Below are 19,136 nucleotides of genomic sequence, written 5' to 3'. Positions count from 1 at the left end.
AAAAGGCGAAAGGAACCCGGCCATCACGCTCGACCAGTTGCGGATCTTCATCGCGGTCGCCGAACGCGAGCATGTGACCCGCGCCGCTCAGGTGCTCAACATCACCCAATCGGCCGCCAGCGCTGCAATCGCCGCGCTCGAGGCGCAGCATGGCGTGCGGCTGTTCGATCGCGTCGGTCGCGGCATCGTCCTCACCGATGCCGGACGGCTGTTGCTCGACGAGGCGCGCGCCGTCCTCGCGCGCGCCGCCGATGCAGAACGCGCGCTCGCAGAGCATGGCGGGTTGAAGCGCGGGACGCTGCGGCTCGTCGCCAGCCAGACGATCGCCGGCTATTGGCTGCCCGAAAGACTGGCGCGTTTCCATACGCGCTATCCCGGCATCGAACTCTGCGTCGGCATCGCCAACAGCGAGGGCGCGGCGCGGCGCGTCGCCGCGGGCGAGGCCGATCTGGGGTTCATCGAAGGCAATCTCGAGGCGCCCGAACTGGTCCACCGCGTCGTCGGCACCGATCGACTTCAACTCGTCGCCGCCGCTCCGGTGGCGACGGTGGACAATGACTGGCTCGCCCGAACCCCGTGGATCATGCGCGAACCCGGATCGGGAACGCGCGCGCGGTTCGAGGAGGCGCTCGCCGCGCGCGGTATCGATCCGCGCACGCTCCCGATCGCGCTTACCCTTCCCTCGAACGAAGCCGTGTTGTCGGCGGTACGCGCCGGGGCCGGTGCGGCGGTGTTGTCACGGCTGGTCGTGGCGCCCGCGCTGGCAATGCGCGCGCTCTTCGCACTCCCTCTCGACCTGCCCGAACGCCCTTTCTATGCGCTTCGTCACCCCGAACGACACCGCAGCAAGGCCGCCGAAGCTCTGCTGATGCTGATCGAGGATTATGATCGCCACGGCGACTGGGTGATCTGATCTGCCAGTACGATCGTTTCGATCGTATCCGTCGGCATCCAAAGCCGCCAATCGTCAGGAATGGGTGACCGACCATCCGCCCGCCGCCATCCGGCTCTTACAAGATAATGTTCTGAATCAGCTTCTTGATGCCGGAACGGCGACATCAACAGACCGGAGATTCATCACGTATTGCGATTATTTATAGACTTATAATCCGTTGGAATGATTGAATCCCCGCGCGCATCGCTCTGCTCTGCCCAAGGAGTGTTGCGATGCCATCCCCCGCCTTCCCGCTTCCCCCTCGCCGCTCACCCATTCCCGGAATCGTCCTGTGCATGGCGCTGGCCGGCGCGGCGATGCTGCTCGAACGCGGCGAACGGGCCTTGCTCGGCCGCAATTGGGTCGAGGCGCTGGTGCTCGCCATCCTGATCGGCGCCGGGGTCCGCAGTTGCTGGGCGCCCGGCCCGCGCTGGACGCCGGGGATCGAGCATAGCGCGAAGCTGCTCCTCGAAATCGCGGTGGTGCTGCTCGGCGCGTCGGTCAGCGCGGCAACGATCGCGGCCGCAGGTCCGGTGTTGTTCGTCGCCATCGCGATGACGGTCGCGACCGCGATCGGCGCCAGCCTGCTGGTCGGCCGGATGCTGGGCTTGCCCCCGCGGCTGGCGCTGCTCGTGGCCTGCGGCAATGCGATCTGCGGCAATTCGGCGATCGCCGCGGTCGCGCCCGTGATCGGCGCGCATGGCGACGAGGTTGCACCGGCGATCGGTTTCACCGCAGTCCTCGGCGTCGGCGTCGTGCTCGGGCTGCCGCTGCTCGGCGCCGTGCTGCACCTTGACCCGCTGCGTTATGGCGCCCTCGCCGGGCTTACCGTCTATGCGGTGCCCCAGGTGCTCGCCGCCGCCGCCCCCTTCGGCCCTTCGGCGGTGCAGATGGGCACGCTCGTCAAACTCGTCCGCGTGCTGATGCTCGGTCCGGTCTGTATTGTTCTGGCGCGCACGGCGGCACCGGCGGATGCGTCGCCCGCCGCGGTACGTCGTCGTCCCGGCATTGCCCGGCTCGTACCCTGGTTCCTGGTCGGCTTCCTGATGCTGATGGGGCTGCGCAGCGCAGGGCTGGTTCCCGCCGCGCTGCTGCCATGGCTGGCCGCTGCGGCAAGCCTGCTCACCGTCGTCGCGATGGCGGCACTGGGCCTCGGCGTCGACCTGCGTACCGTCACCCGCGCCGGCGGGCGGGTGACGGCAGCCGTGTTCGTATCGCTCGGCCTGCTGACCGTGATCGGCATCGCCGTCGCGCGCTTCGCCGTTCAGGGCTAGGCGCGCGCGACGCTCAAGCCGCGTTGAACACGCGGCGTCCGCGATCCACCGACATGCGATGCGTATCGGCAACACGCGTCGTGCGCGCCTTCACCGTCTCCATGAACAGCCATTCGCCGGTCACGCGCTGCGGCGTGACCTCGATCATCATATAACCGCGGCGGCTGGTGTCGGCCCATTTGAGTTCGGGATTGGCGGCGACGAACCCGCGCGCGACCGTCCGGGGATCCGCAGCGAAATTGCCCTCCATCCCGTTCGACGTGACGCTGTGCCCCGCGAACTCGACGCCGGCCGCGCGGCCGTCCTGCGTCAATGCGTATGCCCAGGCGTTGTGACTGTCGCCCGACAGCATGACGAGATCGGCATCGGCCTGCTGTGCGGCGTGGAGCAGCCGCGCGCGCGCCGCGGGATAGCCGTCCCAGCGGTCCATCCACATCGGCAGCCCCGCCTTCGCAGCGCGCACGTCGTTGCGGAAGCTGCGCTGCGTCTTCTCACTCGCATCGGGGCGCAGCCAGCCCGGCGCATCCGCCGGCATCATCGTGCGGCCCAGGATGGTGCCCATCCCGATGAGCTGCCACGCGGTATTGCGCGCGTTGGTACGCAACGCGTGTGCCAGCCAGCTTTCCTGCGTCGTGCCGAGCATCGTCGCCGACGGATCCTGCCACACATCATCGCGAAAGGTGCGCAGCGCCGCGTCGGGATCGCCGGCCCGATAGGCTGCGCCGATGTCCGCCTGGCGCGTCCGCGCGAGCAGCCGCGATTCGGTACGGTACAGCGTCGCCAGCCGGCCCAGCGGATAGGCCTTCCACGGCTCGTCCGAAACGGGCATCCATTCGCGATAGACCTGCATCGCCGCCGCACGGCGCAGGTTCCAGTCGCCCTCGGTCGCGGGCTGGTGGTTCTGCGCCCCGCCCTCCCAGCTGTCGTTCGCGCTTTCATGGTCGTCCCACAGCGCCACCATCGGCGCCATCTGGTGCAGCCGCTGCAGATCGGGATCGGCCCGATAGCAGGCATAGCGCAGCCGATAGTCGCTGATCGCGAGCATCTCGTGATCGGGGACGACGACGCGCGCCGCCGCAAGGTCGGCCGGACCATGGTCGGCGCCATATTCGTACAGATAATCGCCGACGTGCAGCCAGAGGTCGAGGTCGTCGCGCGCCGCGGCATGTCCATAGGCGTTGAACCAGCCATAGGGCAGGTTCGAGCACGAGAACACGCCCAGCCCGAACCGCGCGGCATCATCGGCGGGCAGCGTCTTGGTCCGCCCGACCGGCGAGCGCGTGCCGTCTGGCGCGACGAAACGATACCAGTAAACCGTGCCCGGGCGCAGCCCGTCGACGGTGATCTTGGCGGTCCAGTCGCGATAGCCGCCGGTCCGCACGCTGCCGCCCGCGATCACCTTGGCGAAATCGCGATCGGCCGCCACCTCGACGTCAAGCCGCACGATCGCATCGCTCACCGCGGGCACATAGCGCGTCCATAGCAGCATCGAGTCGGGGCCCGGCTCGCCGCTTGCGACGCTGTGGGTAAAGCCGGTGGCACCGATCACCTCGGCGGCAATGGCGCTTCCGCCCGGCAGCATCAGCGCGCCGAACCCCAGACTCCCCGTCAGCACCAGGCGGCGGCGATCGACCTGCAAAACCATCAACGTCCCTCCATGAAAATCCTGCCGCGCGGCAGCAGCAAGGCGCCCCGGGCGGTGACCCCGGTCACGCAGCACTTAACCAATCCGGTTAGGCGCCAATTGTGACATTCTTGTTCCAGCTTGTTCCGCGCGATGGCGTCGCCCTCACACGACGCGCATTCGTTCCGAAACATCTCAAATCTTCAACAGGTTACCGGAGGGATGGCGGGAACGGACGCCTGCGCCGCCCGTTGATGTCGCCGCGCGCCGGTCCTCGGCGCCGGGATCGTAGAGGCAAGTCATGACAGCGCAGACGGAGCAGGCGGCGTTCATCCGCCTGGGCGATGGCGACGCATCGGCAATGCGCGTGCTCGAGCGCAGCGTCTATCGCGGCCCCCATCTGTTCAGCGCGCGCCCGATGGTGCGCATCCAGCTCGATCTGGGCGCGCTCGAAGACTGGCCGACCAGCCGCCTGCCGCAATTCGGCGGACGGTTGCGCGCATTGCTTCCCGGGCTCGCCGGCCACGGCTGCAGCTACCAGCAGCCCGGCGGGTTCATGCGCCGCGTGAATGAGGGCACCTGGCTCGGCCATGTCATCGAGCACGTCGCACTCGAGTTGCAATCGATCGCGGGCGCCCCCGTCACGCGGGGCAAGACGCGCTCGGTCCGCGGTCGCCCGGGCGTCTACAATATCCTGTTCGCCTATCAGGACGAGGCGATGGGCCTCGCGGCCGGCGCCCATGCGATCCGCCTCGTCGCCGCGCTGTTGCCCGAAGGGCTGGGCCACGTCCGCGGGCTTGCGCTCTTGCCCCCGACCCGCGTCGCCGACCCGCTCGACGTTGGCGCGATCGCCGCCGAGTTGCGCGCGACGCTGCGGGCGAATTCGTTCGGCCCGACCACGCAGGCGCTGGTCGATGCGGCACGCCGTCGCGGCATTCCCGTGATGCGCCTCGACGAGCACAGCCTGGTCCAATTCGGCCATGGCAGCGCCCAGCGGCGGATGCGCGCCAGCATCACCGGCAACACCAGCCAGATCGCGGTCGACATCGCAGGCGACAAGAGCCTGACCAAGCGGCTGCTCGGCGAAGCGGGCTTGCCCGTGCCGCAGGGAAGCGTCGTCCGCCGGGTCGACGATGCCGTGCGCGAGGCGCTTCGCCTCGGCTGGCCGGTGGTGGTCAAGCCGCTCGACGGCAATCATGGCCGCGGCGTCACGACCGATCTCGCCGACGAGGCGGGGGTGCGCGCCGCCTTCGCGCTTGCGGTCCGACACAGCGGGCGGGTGATCGTGGAACGACAGGTGCCGGGCAACGATCATCGCATCCTCGTCGTCGGCGGGCGCGTCGTCGCGGTTGCCGAACGCGTGCCCGCGCAGGTGATCGGCGACGGTTTCCACAGCATCGCCCAGTTGATCGACTTCCTCAACGCGGATCCCCGCCGCGGCGAAGGGCATGAAAAGGTGCTCACCCGGATCGTCGCCGATGCCGCGATGACGGCACTGCTCGCGAAATCGGGCCGAACGCTTGCCACGATTCCCGCGGCGGGAGAGGTGGTCAGGCTGCGCGACACCGCCAATCTTTCGACCGGCGGCACCGCCGTCGATCGCACCGACGTCATTCATCCCTACAACGTTGCCGTCGCCGAACAGGCTGCCGCAGTCGTCGGGCTGGACCTTTGCGGAATCGACTTTCTGTCGCCGGACATCAGCCGGCCGGTGCGGGAAACCGGCGGGGGGATCGTCGAGGTCAACGCGGCGCCCGGCTTCCGCATGCACCTCGAACCGTCGAGCGGCACGCCGCGCGACGTCGCGGGGCCGGTAATCGACATGCTCTTCCCGCGCGGTCGCGGGCGGATCCCGATCTTCGCCGTCACGGGCACCAACGGCAAGTCGACCACCGCACGCATGGTGGCGCGCATCCTCGGCGCGGCGGGGCACCATGTCGGCATGACGACGACCAGCGGCATCTATGTCGACGGGCAGTTGATGGTCGAATCGGACGCGAGCGGCCCCAGGAGTGCGCGCGCCGTGCTGCGCAATCCGCATGTCGACGTCGCGGTGCTCGAAACCGCGCGCGGCGGCATTCTTCGCGAAGGCCTAGGCTTCGACGAGGCCGATGTCGGCGCGGTGCTCAACGTGACGGCCGACCATCTCGGGCTCAAGGGGATCGACACGGTCGAGGCGCTGGCCGACGTGAAGGGCGTCGTCGTCGAAAGCGTCGCGCGCCGGGGCCATTCGATCCTCAACGCCGACGATCCGATGTGCGTTCGCATCGCCCGTCACGCGGGCGGACGGCCGGTCTGGTTCTCGCTCAACGGCGGCCCGCTGATGTCGGATCTGGTCCGCCGGCACGTCGCGGCGGGCGGCATGGCGGTGGTGCGCGAGGCGGGCAGCTATGGCGGCACGATCGTCCTCCACCGCGACGGCGAACGGGTCGAGGTGATGCCCGCGGCCGAGGTGCCGGCGACGCTCGGCGGCATCGCCGGCTTCAACATCGCCAACGCGCTCGCGGCGATCGCGATGACCGCGGCGTACGGCGTCTCGCTCGCGACGATCCGTGCCGCGCTGCACGGGTTCAGCAACGCGTTCGAGGACACGCCCGGACGGCTCAACGTTCACGACGCGCACGGCATGCGCATCATCCTCGATTACGCGCACAATCCCGCCGGGCTGATCGCGCTGGGCGAGGTCATCGCGCACATGCGGCCGCGTTACCGCCGCGTGATCGGAATGGTCAGCATTCCCGGCGACCGCCGCGACTGCGACATTCTCGAAATGGGCGAGCTTGCCGGCGGCCTGTTCGACGAAATCATGTTCCGCGAATCCCCCGACGGACGCGGGCGCCCCGCGGGTGAGATCAACGGGTTGATGTCGCAAGGCGCCATGCGCGCGGAGGTCGAGCCCCACCGCATCCATCGCATCGTCGACGAGACCGAGGCCGTGGCGGCGACGCTGCGCATGGGCGCGCCCGGCGACCTGATCGTGCTCATGCCCACCTCGGTCGAACAGGTCTGGCACCAGATCCTCGCCTTCCGCCCCGACCCCGCCCGGGTCGAACCGGCCGCGACGACGTCGCCCGGCCTGGCCGCGTCCGCCTGAGCCGGTGCCGCGTCACGCCGATGGATCGCGGGCGCGCGCGCCGGGTTTGGTTCGCGGGGGACAGCGCGCGCATCCCCGCAAGCACGGAGCACCACGAATGACCGAAGGCGGCGGCCCGCTCATCATCATCGGCGGCCACGAGGACAAGGACGGCGACAAGCGCATCCTCAAGGAAATCGCCAGCCGCGTCGGCGAGGGGCGGCTGGTGATCGCCACCGTCGCCAGCCATCAGCCGGACGGCTATTTCGAAGCCTATCAACAGGCATTCGGCGCACTCGGCGTCCACAACCTTGTCGAACTCTATGTCCACGAACGCGGCGAGACGCTCGAACAGCACGCGTTCGAGATCTTCGAGGACGCGGTCGGCATCTTCTTCACCGGCGGCGACCAGCTGCGCATCTCCAGCCAGATCGGCGACACGCCCGTCGAAAAGATGGTGCGCGAGATCCACCGTCGCGGGGGCCTGATCGCGGGCACGTCGGCGGGGGCATCGGTGATGAGCGAGACGATGCTGGTCAAGGGCTCGAGCCAGGAATCGCACCGGATCGGCGACCTTCACATGGCGCCGGGGCTCGGCCTGGTTCGCGATGTCATCATCGACCAGCACTTCGCCGAACGGGGCCGGATCGGCCGGCTGCTCGGCGCGGTCGCGCAGAATCCGCGCGTGCTCGGCATCGGCATCGACGAGGACAGCGCGATCGTGCTCGAGGGCTCGCAGTTCCGCGTGGTCGGGTCGGGGGCGGTCTACATCGTCGACGGGTCGGGCGTCACCCATTCGAACATCGCGGAGGCAAGCCCCGAACGAACGCTGTCGATGCACGATGTCCGCCTGCACGTGCTCAGCGACGGCGACCGCTTCGACCTCGACCACCGCACCCCGCGCCGGCCCTAGCCGCGCCTCAGAAGCGCAGGTCGAGCCCCAGCGTCGCGCCCCGCCGCGTATAGGTGTCGACACGTCGAAGTGTCGTCAGGCCGAACCGCAAGGTCATGCCCGGCTCGATCGTCCAGGCCGCCGTCAGGTTCGCCGAACGCGTCGTCCGCGTGATCCCCGCCTCGGTCTCGGGCACGCTCGCAAGGGTGGCGCTCAGCCGCAATTCGGGTCGCAACTGCGTCTCGACGCCGCCAGACCAGCCGGTACGATGGCGGCCGCGCTCGTCCCACAGGTTGGTCATCGCCAGGTGGAAGCTGCTCCGCAGCGGCTGCGACGACACGGCGATTCCCGGCACGATCGCGCTGGTCTGGACGTCGCCATTCGCCGCGGCGAAATCGGCCCGGCGCAGGTCGATCCGCAGCGTGAGCGGACCGATCAGGTCCGCTTCACCGCCGGTCGCGACCCGCCAGCGCTCGCGAAAATCCGCATCGGGCGTCGCCGATGCGGCGACATAGCCGCGCAGCCACGGCGACAGCCGTCGATCGAGCCGCAATGCCAGCCGCGTATCGGTCGAAACGTCCCGGTCCTCGCGATCGACCTCGCCCGAGACCGTCGTCGCCTCGCCCGCGCGCCAGTTGACGCCCAGCTTCAGGGTCGACCAGGTCGCGGCGGACCGGTCTGCGCGCCCCGTAACCCGCGCCAATTCGGCCTCGGGGCTCAGCGTCAGCCGGCGCCGCGGCCGCGTCGCCGGATCGGTCGCGTCGCCGGCCTCACCCATCACCGGCGCGATCGGCGCCAGGTCAAGCCGGATCGCCGCGGCCTCTGCATTGGCCGGATCGCGTGCCTCGATCGCGTCGAGTTCGGCCTCGGCTCCGGCGCGATCACCGGCAGCGAGGAGCGCGCGGGCCAGTGCCGCGCGCGCGCCAAGATCGTCCGGTGCCCGCGCCACCGCCGCGCGGCGCTCGGCCAGCACTGCGGCGGCATCGCCTTGCGCCCGCGCGGGAACCGTCCCCGCGATCGCCACCCCTAGCGCAGCCACCGCCGCCTGCACCCGCAAACGGCACAGCCCTGTCGACACGCGCGGGGATCGAACCTTCACAACCATCCCGCCGCCTATGTTGGGAAAGCGCCTCCCTTTCAACCGCTTCGCGCCGACGCGCCGCATTTCCGGGCACATCCGGAGGCGCCGATCGGGCGCGCTTGGACTACACCGACGGTTGCCACGATCCGAAACAAAGGCGATAGGCGCCACGAAGTGCCGCATGATGCGAGCAAGTAAAGAAGGGGCGGACTCGACCAATCTCGGCGCAATGCCAACGCTTCCATCGTTCACGCGTTGAACGATCAGGCCCGCCGGGACACGCCCCGTTCATGAACCGACGACAAGAGACGATCGCATGTCCACCCAGCCCGCGCCGGGCGCACCGCGCGCCGACGATGTTCCCGCCCCCACCGCCTTCGCGCCGATTGCGCCGACGCCGGCGCTGCGCGACGACGCCCCCTATGCCCGCGACGAGTTGCTGCACGAAATCTTCGACACCGCGGCGGCCGCGTTCGGCCCGCGCTGCGCGATCCGGCTGATCGGCGACGATCCCGAACACAGCCGACGCACCGCGCTCAGCTATGCCGAACTGCGCGAGCGCGCGCTGCGGTTCGCCCGCCAGCTCCGCGCGATGGGGGTCAAGCGCGGCGACAAGGTCGTGCTCTGCCTGCCGCGCGGGCTCGATCAGTATATGGCGATCCTCGGCACGCTCTGGGCCGGCGCCTGCTATGTCCCGGTCGACTGGACCTATCCGCAGGACCGGATCGACTATATCGCGCAGGACAGCGGTGCCGTCCTGATCGTCACCGAAAGCGAACGCGCCGACGCCATGCCCGTCCGCACGCTCGTGCTCGACCGCAAGCTCGGCGATCTCGCCGCGCGCGAACCGCTGCCGATCGGGCGCGACGAAAGCGGCGCGGCGCCCGACGATCTTGCCTATATCATCTACACCTCGGGAACGACCGGCCGTCCCAAGGGCGTGGCGATCACCCACCGCAACGCCTGTCATCTCGTCCGGTCGGAAAGCGCGATCCTGGCGCTCGACGGCGACGATCGCGTGTTCGGCGGGTTCAGCCTCGCCTTCGACATGTCGGTCGAAACGATGTGGAGCGCATTTTTCGTCGGCGCCGAGCTGCTCGTCGCCAACGAGGCGCTGGCCAAGGCCGGGCCGGACATGGCCCCCGTGCTCGCGGCCGAGGGCGTGACCATCTGGCACGTCGTCCCGTCGCTGCTGTCGCTGGTCGAAACCGAAATGCCCAGCCTGCGCCTGCTCAACCTGGGCGGCGAGGCGTGCCCGCCCGATCTGGTCAACCGCTGGTTCCGGCCGGGGCTGCGGCTGCTCAACACCTACGGCCCCACCGAAACCACCGTCACCGCGACCTGGACCGAGCTTCAGCCGGGCCGTCGCGTCACGATCGGCCGCCCGCTGCCCGGCTATACCGCGTGGATCGTCGACGAGCAGCTCTGGCCCGTCCCCGCCGGGGCCGAAGGCGAGCTGGTGATCGGCGGTCCCGGCGTCGGTGCCGGCTATCTCAACCGCCCCGATCTCACGGCCGAAAAGTTCGTGATGACGCCCTTTGCGGGGCCGGACGGCGAACCGGTGCTCGTCTACCGCTCGGGCGATCTCGTCCGGCTCGATGCGGTCGGCGACATCGACTATATCGGCCGCATCGACACGCAGGTGAAGATCCGCGGCTTCCGCGTCGAACTGGGCGAGATCGAGGCGGTGATCGCCGACGACCCGGCGGTCGCCCAGGCCGTCGTCCACCTGTTCCGCGACGACGACGGCGCCGAGTTCCTCGCGGCCTTCGTCGTCGCGCGCAGCGGCGCCACGGTCGATCTTGACGCCGCGCGGGCGCGCGTCCGCGAACGCCTGCCCAATTACATGCGACCTGCGGCCTATCAGCTGCTCGACGCACTGCCGACGCTCCCGGCCTCGGGCAAGGTCGACCGCAAGGCGTTGCAGCGGCCCGCCGCCACGCCGGCCGAAGCGCGCGAGACCGTGCCGCCCGCGACCCCGCTCGAAGAACAGCTCCATGCGATCTGGTCGGAAGCCTTCGCCCCGCAAAAGGTGTCGGTGCTCGACGATCTGTTCGAGGATCTGGGCGGTCACTCGCTCAAGGCGGCACGGCTCGTCTCGGCGATGCGCAAGACACCCGGGCTCGCGGGCGTGTCGATCCAGGACGTCTATGCCACGCCCAGCATCCGCGCGCTGGCCGCCCGGCTGCACGACCGGGTCGCCGCCGCGCCGATGGTCGAGGATCGCAGCTTTCATCGCGTGCCCGCGGCACAGCGCTGGCTGTGCTGGATCGCGCAGACGATCGCGCTGATCCCGATCTATTCAATCGCGGGTCTGCAATGGTTCTTCCCCTATGTCGCCTATACGCACCTGTCGGGCGACGACATGAACCGCGTCACGGCGCTGGCGTTCAGCGGGCTCAGCTTCATCGCCATCCCGCCGCTCGCGATGTTCGCCTCGATCCTGGTCAAATGGGTGGTGATCGGTCGCTTCCGCGCGGGCGACTATCCGCTCTGGGGTCTCTATTATTTCCGCTGGTGGTTCGTCCGACGCTTCTCCGAAGTCATCGCGACGCCCTATCTCGCCGGGACGCCGATGCTGCGCGCCTATTACCGGCTGCTCGGTGCGCGGATCGGCAAGCGCGCGTTCCTGGGCCGCTGCGCGATCGACACGCCCGATCTGGTCCAGATCGGCGACGATGCCGTCATCAGCGACTATGCGATGTTCGCCACCAGCTCGGTCGAACGCGGGCTGCTTCGGCTCGGCGCGATCCGTGTCGGCGACGGCGCCTTTCTCGGTTCGATGGCGGTGGTCGGGCGCGACTGCACGATCGGCGAAGGCGCGATGCTCGAGGATCTCTCGGCGATCCCCGTCGGCACCGCGATCCCGGCGGGCGAGGCGTGGAGCGGGTCGCCCGCCCAGCGCGTCGAAAGCGGGCTGGAGCGCCGTCGCGACGACGCTGCCGGCCCGGTGCGCCGGCTGCTGACCGGCTTCGGCCTCGCCGTCGCCGCGGCAATCCTGCCGCTCGTCGCGATCCTGCCCATCGCGCCCGGTCTGATCGCGATGATCGAGATCGACTGGAACACCGAAAGCTACAGCTATCTGCTGATCTCGCCGCTGCTCGCGCTCACCTACATCCTGCTGATGTGCACGCTCACCGTGGCGGCCAAGCGGCTGATCCTCGGCTCCGTCCGGCCGGGGCGCTATTCGATCCACAGCTGGTTCTACGTCCGCTTCTGGTTCGTGCAGCAGGTGAACGACCTCGCGCTGCGGCTGCTCCACCCGATCTATGCCACGCTTTACGTCATCCCCTGGTATCGGGCGCTCGGCGTGCGCGTCGGCCGCCGGGCGGAGATCTCGACCGCGGCGGCGATCGTGCCCGATCTCGTCGACATCGGCCCCGAAAGCTTCATCGCCGACGCCGTGCTGTTCGGCGCGGCGCGGATGGAGCCGGGCGCGATCCGGCTGGCGCATACCCGGATCGGCCGGCGTTCGTTCATCGGCAATTCGGCGCTGCTGCCCACCGGCGCGACGATCGGCGACGGCGTGCTGATCGGCGTGCTGTCCAAACCGCCCGCCGACGACGGTGCCGCGGCACCCGACGGCACCTGGTTCGGCTCGCCCCCCATCTCGCTCCCCGTCCGCCAGACGGTCGCACTGTTCGACGAGGGCGCGCGCTTCAATCCCGGCCGCCGGCTGGTGGCGACGCGCCTGGCGATCGAGGCGGTGCGCGTCACGCTCTCGCTCACGCTGTTCATCGCCTTCTTCAGCCTGCTGCTCTCGGCAGTCGGCGAGCTCGACGATTTGCGCAACGGCGGCTACTGGATCCTCGTCACCTTCCCCTTCCTCTATATCGGCTTCGCGCTCGCCTGCGGGCTGTCGGTCGTGCTGCTCAAGTGGCTGGTGATGGGGCGCTACAAGCCCACCACCCAGCCGCTGTGGAGCCCGTTCGTGTGGCGAACCGAACTGGTGACGGCGACCTACGAGAATCTGGCCGTGCCCAACCTGCTCGAGCCGCTGCGCGGCACGCCATGGCTGGCCGCCTATCTCCGGCTGCTCGGCTGCCGGATCGGCCGGCGCTGCTACATCGACACCACCGACTTCACCGAACCCGACCTGGTCGAGATCGGCGACGACGCGGCGCTCAACGATTTCGCGGGGCTCCAGACACACCTGTTCGAGGATCGCGTGATGAAGGTCAGCGGCGTCCGCGTCGGCGACCGTGCGACGATCGGCTCCTACGCGATCGTCCTCTACGATGCCGAAATCGGCGAGGACGCGCAGCTCGGCGACCTTTCGGTGGTGATGAAGGGCGAGGCGCTGCCGCCCGGCACGTCGTGGGAGGGGCTCCCCGCCCGTCCGGCGCGCGCCGAGTGACGCGGCCCGTCTGGATCGACGGGCCGCTCGCGCCCGCGCCCGTCCCTCCGGCGGACGCGATTGCGTGGCAGGTGCGGCTCGACGACCCGTCGGTCGAGGCGGCGGCGGGGCAGGCGCCGCTCACCGCTGCCGATCTCCGCGATCTTGCGGACCGCCCCGATTCGGCGATGCGCGGGATGCGGCGCCGGCTCACCCGGCTGCTCGTCGCGCGCGTCACCGGGGTCCATCCGGCCGCGATCGACATCCGGCGCGATGCGCTCGGTGCGCTCCATCTCGACGCGCCCCACACCGGCGGCGGGGCGCTGCACGGCTGGCACGTCAGCGTCGCCGGGCGCTGGCCGCATTGCCTGATCGGGCTGGCTCGTCAGCCGGTGGGGGTCGATCTCGAGCCGCTCGACGCCGATCCGCCGCCACCCGATGCGCTGACCCCCGCCGAAGCCCGCAGGCTCGCCGACGCCCCGCCGCACGCCTGGCTCGCCTGCTGGGTGGCCAAGGAGGCGCACGCCAAATGCCTCGGCATCGCCTCGCGGATCGAGCCGACCGGGATCGAAACCGGCGCCGCCGCGCCCGGGGCGGCCATCACCGCAGCCTCCGCGACCGGGACCACCCGGGGCTGGGTGACGACGGGCATGGGAACGCTGCGCGCGCTCGCGCTCCCCGCCTGACCGCGCCGCCTCAGTCGTGCGGCACCTCGTGCCGCTGGGTCGGATCGACGGTATCGTCGTCGGCGGAAATCGGCCGCAGGTCGCCCGAAACGATCGCGCGCCCCTTGCCCAGCGCCTTGGCGCTGTAAAGCGCGAGGTCGGCGCGCTTGAGCAGTTCGCTCTTCGAATGGATGCCGTCGGTCAGCACGCAGCACCCGATCGTCGCGGCGACGCGGATCACGCCCTTCGGCCCCGGCACCGCGACCACCAGTTCGCCCAGCAGGCGATGGAGCAGCGGGCGGATCGCCGCCAGCGCCTCGGCATCGGTGATCGCCAGCACGAACTCGTCGCCGCCCAGTCGCGCGGCGAAGCCCAGCGCCTCGGCCTGCGCGGCAAGCTTGGCGCCGATCGCCTTCAGCACCTCGTCGCCCGCGGCATGGCCATAGGTGTCGTTCGCGGTCTTGAAGTTGTCGAGGTCGATCAACAGCACCGCCAGCGCGCGGTCGGCCATGCGATTGCGCTCGACATGCTCGTGCAGATAGGCGTCGAGCGCGCTGCGGTTGGGCAGCTGCGTCAGCTCGTCATAACGCGCCGATCGTTCGAGCGCCTTTTCGAAGTCATAGCGCGACGTCACGTCCTGGCAGATGCCGATCAGCGCCACCGCCTCGCCGTCGCGACACTCGACCTCGCCCACATTGCGGACGCGCCGCCGCTCGCCCGTGCCCGTGACGATATCGGTCTCGACATCGTAACCCGCGCCGGTCGCGATCGCGCGGTCGATCGCCTGCATGATCAGGTCGCGGTCCTGCACCGGATAGAATCCGAACAGTTCCTCCAGCGCAGGCGGCCCCTTGGCCGGATCGAGTCCGAACAGCGTATAGCTGTGCGGCGACCAGGCGAGTTCGGCGCTGCCCAGGTCGAGCCGCCACGATCCCACGCTCGCCAGCCGTTCGGCCTGTTCGAACGTGCCCAGCCCGCGTTCGCGCTCGCGCAGCCGCCGCTCGGCGGTCTCCGCCGCGACGCGGTGCTCGGCTGCCGTCCGCCGCGCGTCGATCAGCGTCTCGACCAGATGGCCGAGCTGACGGAACATCTTGAGCTCGGACGTGCTCGGCAGGCGCGGTTCCTGCCCGATGACGCACAGCGTGCCGATCACCTGGTCGGCATCGGCGCGGCGGCTGGTCAGCGGAACGCTCGCCAGGAACCGCACGCCGTCGGGCGTCGCCACCATCGGGTCGGCCTTCAGCCGCGCATCCTCGGCCGCGTCGGGAACGATCAGCGCCGGCCCTGCACCAAAGGCCCGCGCGCACAGCGCAAGCGCCCCCGCCGCCGCCCTGGGGAGCGGCCCGCATTGGGCCGTGAACCAGTCGCGGTGCGGCGCGTCGATCCAGACCAGCGCCGTGTCGCCGCCCAACAGGCGCGCCGTGCAATCGGTGATCGCGGCAAAGGCGTCGCCCGGGCCGCTCGGCTCGTGCGCCATATGTGGCGGAAAAGCCGGAAGCGACAACGACTCCGGCGCCGGGACGGGGCTCGATCCGTCCCGGCCAAATCCGCCGGCACGCCCCGCATCCATCCTCATCTGCAACCCCAAACGCGACCTTGTTACCCGCTCCTTATAGGAGGCCGGCCGAGGGCCTTGGCGCCGCGGGCGAATTTATCGTTACGCGCCGGGTAAGGAATGGACCGGATCGACATCCGCCGCGACGGGCGCACTTCCGCGAACGTCCGCGAGTCCCGAACCGCGTCGACGGCGGGCATTTGCGGTCCTCCCGGAGTAACGCGCATCTGATTTTCGTGCGATCACGGCTCCGGATCAGTCGCCGCCGCGTTGCCCTTTGCCGTCCCAGCCACAAAGGCCGTTCATGCATCGACTTCGCCACGCCGCGCTCCCGCTGATCCTGCTTCTGCTCGGTGCGTTCGCCTCGGTGCTCGCCGCCGTGCAGATCGCGCGGACCGAACAGGCGCGCACGGTCGCGCGGTTCCACAGCATCGCCGCCTCTGCCCAACAGGATATCGAGGCAAAGCTCGCCACGCAGGCGACGCTGCTGCGCGGGCTCGCCGGGCTGTTCGAGGCCGATGGGAATGTCGATCGCGACGCGTTCCGTGCCTATGTCGACCGGCTCAACCTCGATGCCAACTATCCCGGGGTGCTCGGCCTCGGCTATGCGCCGGTCAGCGCGGGCGACGGTCCCGGCGCCGCGGTGCTCGCGCGCGGGCGCGCCGAACAGGGGCCGGATTTCCGCCTGTGGCCTGCCGACCCGCGCACGCGCTATTCGACGATCCTCTACCTCGAACCGCTCAACCGCCGGAACCGCGCGGCGCTGGGGTTCGACATGACGTCGGAAGCGACGCGCCGGGCCGCGATGCTGCGCGCCCGCGAAACCGGCTTCACCGCGATGACCGGCCGCGTCCGGCTCGTGCAGGAGATCGACCCCGCCAAACAGGCCGGTTTCCTCCTCTATACGCCGCTGTTCCGGGATCGCCCGGCCCGCCGGGGCTTCTACGGCTGGGTCTACAGCCCGTTGCGCGCCGACGACCTGTTCAACGCGACCTTCCGCGACGGCATCACCCGCGACGTCAGGATCGCCGTGTATGACGGACCGCCCAGCGCGGCGAGCCTCCTCTACCAGAGCGCCGCCGTCACGCCCGCCGACACGCTGCAAACGACGCGGCGGCTGCTCGCCGGCGGCCGCACGCTGCATCTCGTGGTCGCGGCGCCGCCCGGCTTCGACGGCCGCTCGCCGCTGCAATCGGCGCTCTGGGTCGGGATCGGCGGCCTGGTCGTCAGCCTGCTCGCCGCCGCGCTCGGCTGGCAACAGGCACGCGCCGCCGACCGCATCGAGCATCAGGTGCGCGAACGCACCGCCGAACTCGCGCTGGCGAACGACCAGCTCCGCACCGAAGCGGAGGCGCGCGAACGCGCCGAAACCCAGCTCAACCATATGCAGCGGATCGAATCGCTCGGTCGCATGACCGGCGGGATCGCGCATGATTTCAACAATATGCTCGCGGTCATCATCGGCAGCCTCGACCTTGCGCGCCGCCGCGTCGACGATCCGGCAGCCGTCGCGCGGCTGATCGAACAGGCGGCGGGCGGCGCCACCCGCGCTGCCGAGCTGACGCAGCGCCTGCTCGCCTTTTCGCGCCAGCAGGCGCTGGTGCCGCGCGTGCTCGATCCCAACCGGCTGGTGCGCGAGATGACCGACCTCCTCGCGCGCACGCTCGGCGAGCAGGTGCGCCTGCGCACGCTGTTCGCTCCCGAGCCGCTCCGCATCCGCGCCGACGCGGCGCAGCTCGAAAGCGCGATCGTCAACCTCGCCGTCAACGGTCGCGACGCGATGGCGGCGGGGGGCACGCTCACCATCGCCACGGCGCACGTCGAAACGCCGCCCGCCGGGCTCGATCTTGCGCCTGCGCCGCATGGCTGGGTCGAAATCACCGTCACCGACACCGGCGAGGGGATGGATGCCGCCGTGCTGGCGCATGCCTTCGATCCGTTCTTCACCACCAAGGGCGTCGGGCGCGGCACCGGACTGGGGCTCAGCCAGGTGCTCGGCTATGTGCGCCAGTCGGGCGGCGATGTGGCGATCGCCACCGCGCCGGGCGCGGGCACGACGATCCGCATCCTGCTTCCCGCCTATCAGGGCGACGAGGTCGCGATCACCGACGTGCCGCGCGGCGCAGTGCCCACCGGCCGGCCCGAGGATGTGGTGCTGGTGGTCGAGGACGACGCCCAGGTCCGCACCACCACCGTCCAGATGCTGCGCGACCTCGGCTACACTGCGCTCCACGCCGGCGGCGGTGCCGAGGCGCTGGGCACGCTCGCGCGCTGTCCGGGCGTCCGGCTGGTCTTTTCGGACATCGTCATGCCCGAAATGGACGGCCCGACGCTCGCGCGGCTCGTCCGCCGCGACTGGCCCGAAACGCGGCTGCTCTTCACGACCGGCTATGCCCCCGAACATCTGATCGAGGGCGAAGGCGACGCCCCGCTGCTGCGCAAGCCGTTCACCGAGGCCGATCTCGCGCGTGCGATCCGGGCGACGCTCGACGCCTGAACCGCGACCTGCGCGACGGTTTCGGGCGCCCCGGATTGCTGCCGGGCGCCGATCCGGCTAACTGTCGTACATGGACAATACAGTCACCCGCTCGCTCAAACGAACGGTCGCCGGCGCGATGATCGCCCTGCTCGCCTGCACCTCGGCGGCGGCGGCGGCGCGGCCGCGTGCGTCGCTCCCGGACATGACCGCCGTCTTGCGCGATCAGCGGGTCGAAAGTGCGTCGGTCGCCCTGATCCGCAACGGGCGGATCGTCGCGACGGGCGCTTGGGGCATGGCTGGCCCGGGCCGCGCGGCGACCGTCGCCACGCCCTATAATCTCGCCTCGCTGACCAAGCCGCTGACGGCGGAAATCGTCTTGCGGCTGGTCTCGGCAGGCAGGCTTTCGCTCGATGAACCGATGGATCGCTATTGGCGCGACCCTGACCTGGCCAACGATCCCCGGCGGATGAAGCTGACGGTCCGCATGGCGCTCAGTCACCGTACCGGGTTGCCCAACTGGCGTGATGCGAAGGGGCTGGCCTTCGAGCATGATCCGGGCACGACCACAGGCTATTCCGGCGAAGGCTATCAATATGCCGCGCGTTACGCCGAGCGTCGCACCGGACAGCCGTTCGAGGCGCTCGCTGCGCGCTGGCTGTTCGCCCCGGCGGCGATGCGCGCATCGGGTTACGTGTCCGGGCAAGGCGCCACGATCCCGATCGCCGTGCCCCATGACGACGCGGGCAAGCCGCTGCCTGTCGAACCGGTGACGCGCTACAATGCCGCCGATCTGGCCCATGCGACGGCGCGCGATTACGCGCGGTTCCTCATCAGGGTCCGAACGGACGAAGGGATGACCGCTTCGGTCGCCGCAGAGCGCAGCCGGCTACAGGCGGATCTCGGACCCGGGACATGCGCCGGCGCCAGGGCGAGCACCTGCCCGCCCTGGATCGGCTTCGGTCTGGGCTGGCAGCTCCTGGGCTTCGCTGACGGGACGACGATGCTCCACACCGGCAAGGACGCCGGTTCTTTCACCTTCGCCGCCATCAATCGCGCTACGGGCGACGGGATCGTCATCCTGACCAACAGCGACAACGGATGGCGCGTCATCCTGCCGATCCTCGAACGCACCGACAGCGATCCGAAACTGATCGCCTTCCTGCGCGGCCAGATGAACTGACACGATCATGCGCCGGATGACCGCGCGCCCCCACCGGCAGCCG

Annotated in this window: 11 protein-coding genes; 8 read left to right on the top strand and 3 right to left on the bottom strand. The window is 70.0% G+C overall.

Annotated features, from left to right (window positions below; translation table 11 throughout):
- Positions 1–22: 22 nt before the first annotated feature.
- Entirely contained in the window at positions 23–913 is an 891-nt protein-coding gene (locus tag ACT3CF_RS08560; protein ID WP_478421937.1) for a LysR substrate-binding domain-containing protein, read from the top strand.
- Positions 914–1,167: 254 nt separating this feature from the next.
- Positions 1,168–2,208 (top strand): YeiH family protein, encoded by a 1,041-nt coding sequence (locus tag ACT3CF_RS08555; RefSeq protein WP_478421836.1) that lies wholly within the window; start codon positions 1,168–1,170, stop codon positions 2,206–2,208.
- Positions 2,209–2,221: 13 nt separating this feature from the next.
- On the opposite strand, the gene ACT3CF_RS08550 is transcribed toward ACT3CF_RS08555, so the two are convergent.
- Positions 2,222–3,853: an alkaline phosphatase D family protein gene (locus tag ACT3CF_RS08550; RefSeq protein WP_478421834.1), complete on the bottom strand. Its 1,632-nt coding sequence runs from the start codon at positions 3,851–3,853 to the stop codon at positions 2,222–2,224.
- Between the two features lie 280 nt (positions 3,854–4,133).
- Here ACT3CF_RS08550 and cphA point away from each other — a divergent pair, with 280 nt between their 5' ends.
- A complete protein-coding gene (cphA, locus tag ACT3CF_RS08545) occupies positions 4,134–6,926 on the top strand; it encodes a cyanophycin synthetase (RefSeq protein WP_478421832.1) in 2,793 nt (930 codons plus the stop codon).
- 97 nt (positions 6,927–7,023) lie between these two features.
- On the top strand, positions 7,024–7,818 hold the full coding sequence (locus tag ACT3CF_RS08540) for a cyanophycinase (protein WP_478421830.1): 795 nt from the start codon (positions 7,024–7,026) through the stop codon (positions 7,816–7,818).
- A gap of 7 nt (positions 7,819–7,825) precedes the next feature.
- On the opposite strand, the gene ACT3CF_RS08535 is transcribed toward ACT3CF_RS08540, so the two are convergent.
- Positions 7,826–8,836: a YaiO family outer membrane beta-barrel protein gene (locus ACT3CF_RS08535; RefSeq protein WP_478421828.1), complete on the bottom strand. Its 1,011-nt coding sequence runs from the start codon at positions 8,834–8,836 to the stop codon at positions 7,826–7,828.
- 358 nt (positions 8,837–9,194) lie between these two features.
- Here ACT3CF_RS08535 and ACT3CF_RS08530 point away from each other — a divergent pair, with 358 nt between their 5' ends.
- Both ACT3CF_RS08530 and ACT3CF_RS08525 read left to right on the top strand, forming a co-directional pair.
- The gene (locus ACT3CF_RS08530) at positions 9,195–13,235 is read left to right on the top strand and encodes a Pls/PosA family non-ribosomal peptide synthetase (RefSeq protein WP_478421826.1); all 4,041 of its coding nucleotides are present in this window, start codon (positions 9,195–9,197) and stop codon (positions 13,233–13,235) included.
- Positions 13,232–13,900: a 4'-phosphopantetheinyl transferase family protein gene (locus ACT3CF_RS08525; protein ID WP_478421824.1), complete on the top strand. Its 669-nt coding sequence runs from the start codon at positions 13,232–13,234 to the stop codon at positions 13,898–13,900. The genes ACT3CF_RS08530 and ACT3CF_RS08525 overlap by 4 nt, the downstream gene beginning before the upstream one ends.
- 10 nt (positions 13,901–13,910) lie before the next feature.
- On the opposite strand, the gene ACT3CF_RS08520 is transcribed toward ACT3CF_RS08525, so the two are convergent.
- Complete coding sequence (locus ACT3CF_RS08520; protein WP_478421822.1) at positions 13,911–15,356, bottom strand: sensor domain-containing diguanylate cyclase; 1,446 nt, start codon at positions 15,354–15,356, stop codon at positions 13,911–13,913.
- Positions 15,357–15,738: 382 nt separating this feature from the next.
- Between ACT3CF_RS08520 and ACT3CF_RS08515 the strand changes: the two genes are divergently transcribed.
- Both ACT3CF_RS08515 and ACT3CF_RS08510 read left to right on the top strand, forming a co-directional pair.
- Entirely contained in the window at positions 15,739–17,931 is a 2,193-nt protein-coding gene (locus tag ACT3CF_RS08515) for a CHASE domain-containing protein (protein WP_478421821.1), read from the top strand.
- 70 nt (positions 17,932–18,001) lie between these two features.
- Positions 18,002–19,093, top strand: coding sequence for a serine hydrolase domain-containing protein (locus ACT3CF_RS08510; RefSeq protein ID WP_478421819.1), 1,092 nt, complete (start codon positions 18,002–18,004; stop codon positions 19,091–19,093).
- Positions 19,094–19,136: the final 43 nt, after the last annotated feature.

It is taken from the genome of Sphingomonas chlorellae (genome assembly GCF_056485145.1).
This window is presented reverse-complemented; position numbering and strand designations above follow the sequence as displayed.

What these genes read in the sequence shown, in the direction of transcription:
- ACT3CF_RS08510 (WP_478421819.1), top strand. Translation starts at nt 18,002, where the DNA reads ATGGACAATACAGTCACCCGCTCGCTCAAACGAACGGTCGCCGGCGCG.
- ACT3CF_RS08515 (WP_478421821.1), top strand. Translation starts at nt 15,739, where the DNA reads ATGCATCGACTTCGCCACGCCGCGCTCCCGCTGATCCTGCTTCTGCTC.
- ACT3CF_RS08550 (WP_478421834.1), bottom strand. Translation starts at nt 3,853, where the DNA reads ATGGTTTTGCAGGTCGATCGCCGCCGCCTGGTGCTGACGGGGAGTCTG.
- ACT3CF_RS08520 (WP_478421822.1), bottom strand. Translation starts at nt 15,356, where the DNA reads ATGGCGCACGAGCCGAGCGGCCCGGGCGACGCCTTTGCCGCGATCACC.
- ACT3CF_RS08540 (WP_478421830.1), top strand. Translation starts at nt 7,024, where the DNA reads ATGACCGAAGGCGGCGGCCCGCTCATCATCATCGGCGGCCACGAGGAC.
- cphA (WP_478421832.1), top strand. Translation starts at nt 4,134, where the DNA reads ATGACAGCGCAGACGGAGCAGGCGGCGTTCATCCGCCTGGGCGATGGC.
- ACT3CF_RS08530 (WP_478421826.1), top strand. Translation starts at nt 9,195, where the DNA reads ATGTCCACCCAGCCCGCGCCGGGCGCACCGCGCGCCGACGATGTTCCC.
- ACT3CF_RS08555 (WP_478421836.1), top strand. Translation starts at nt 1,168, where the DNA reads ATGCCATCCCCCGCCTTCCCGCTTCCCCCTCGCCGCTCACCCATTCCC.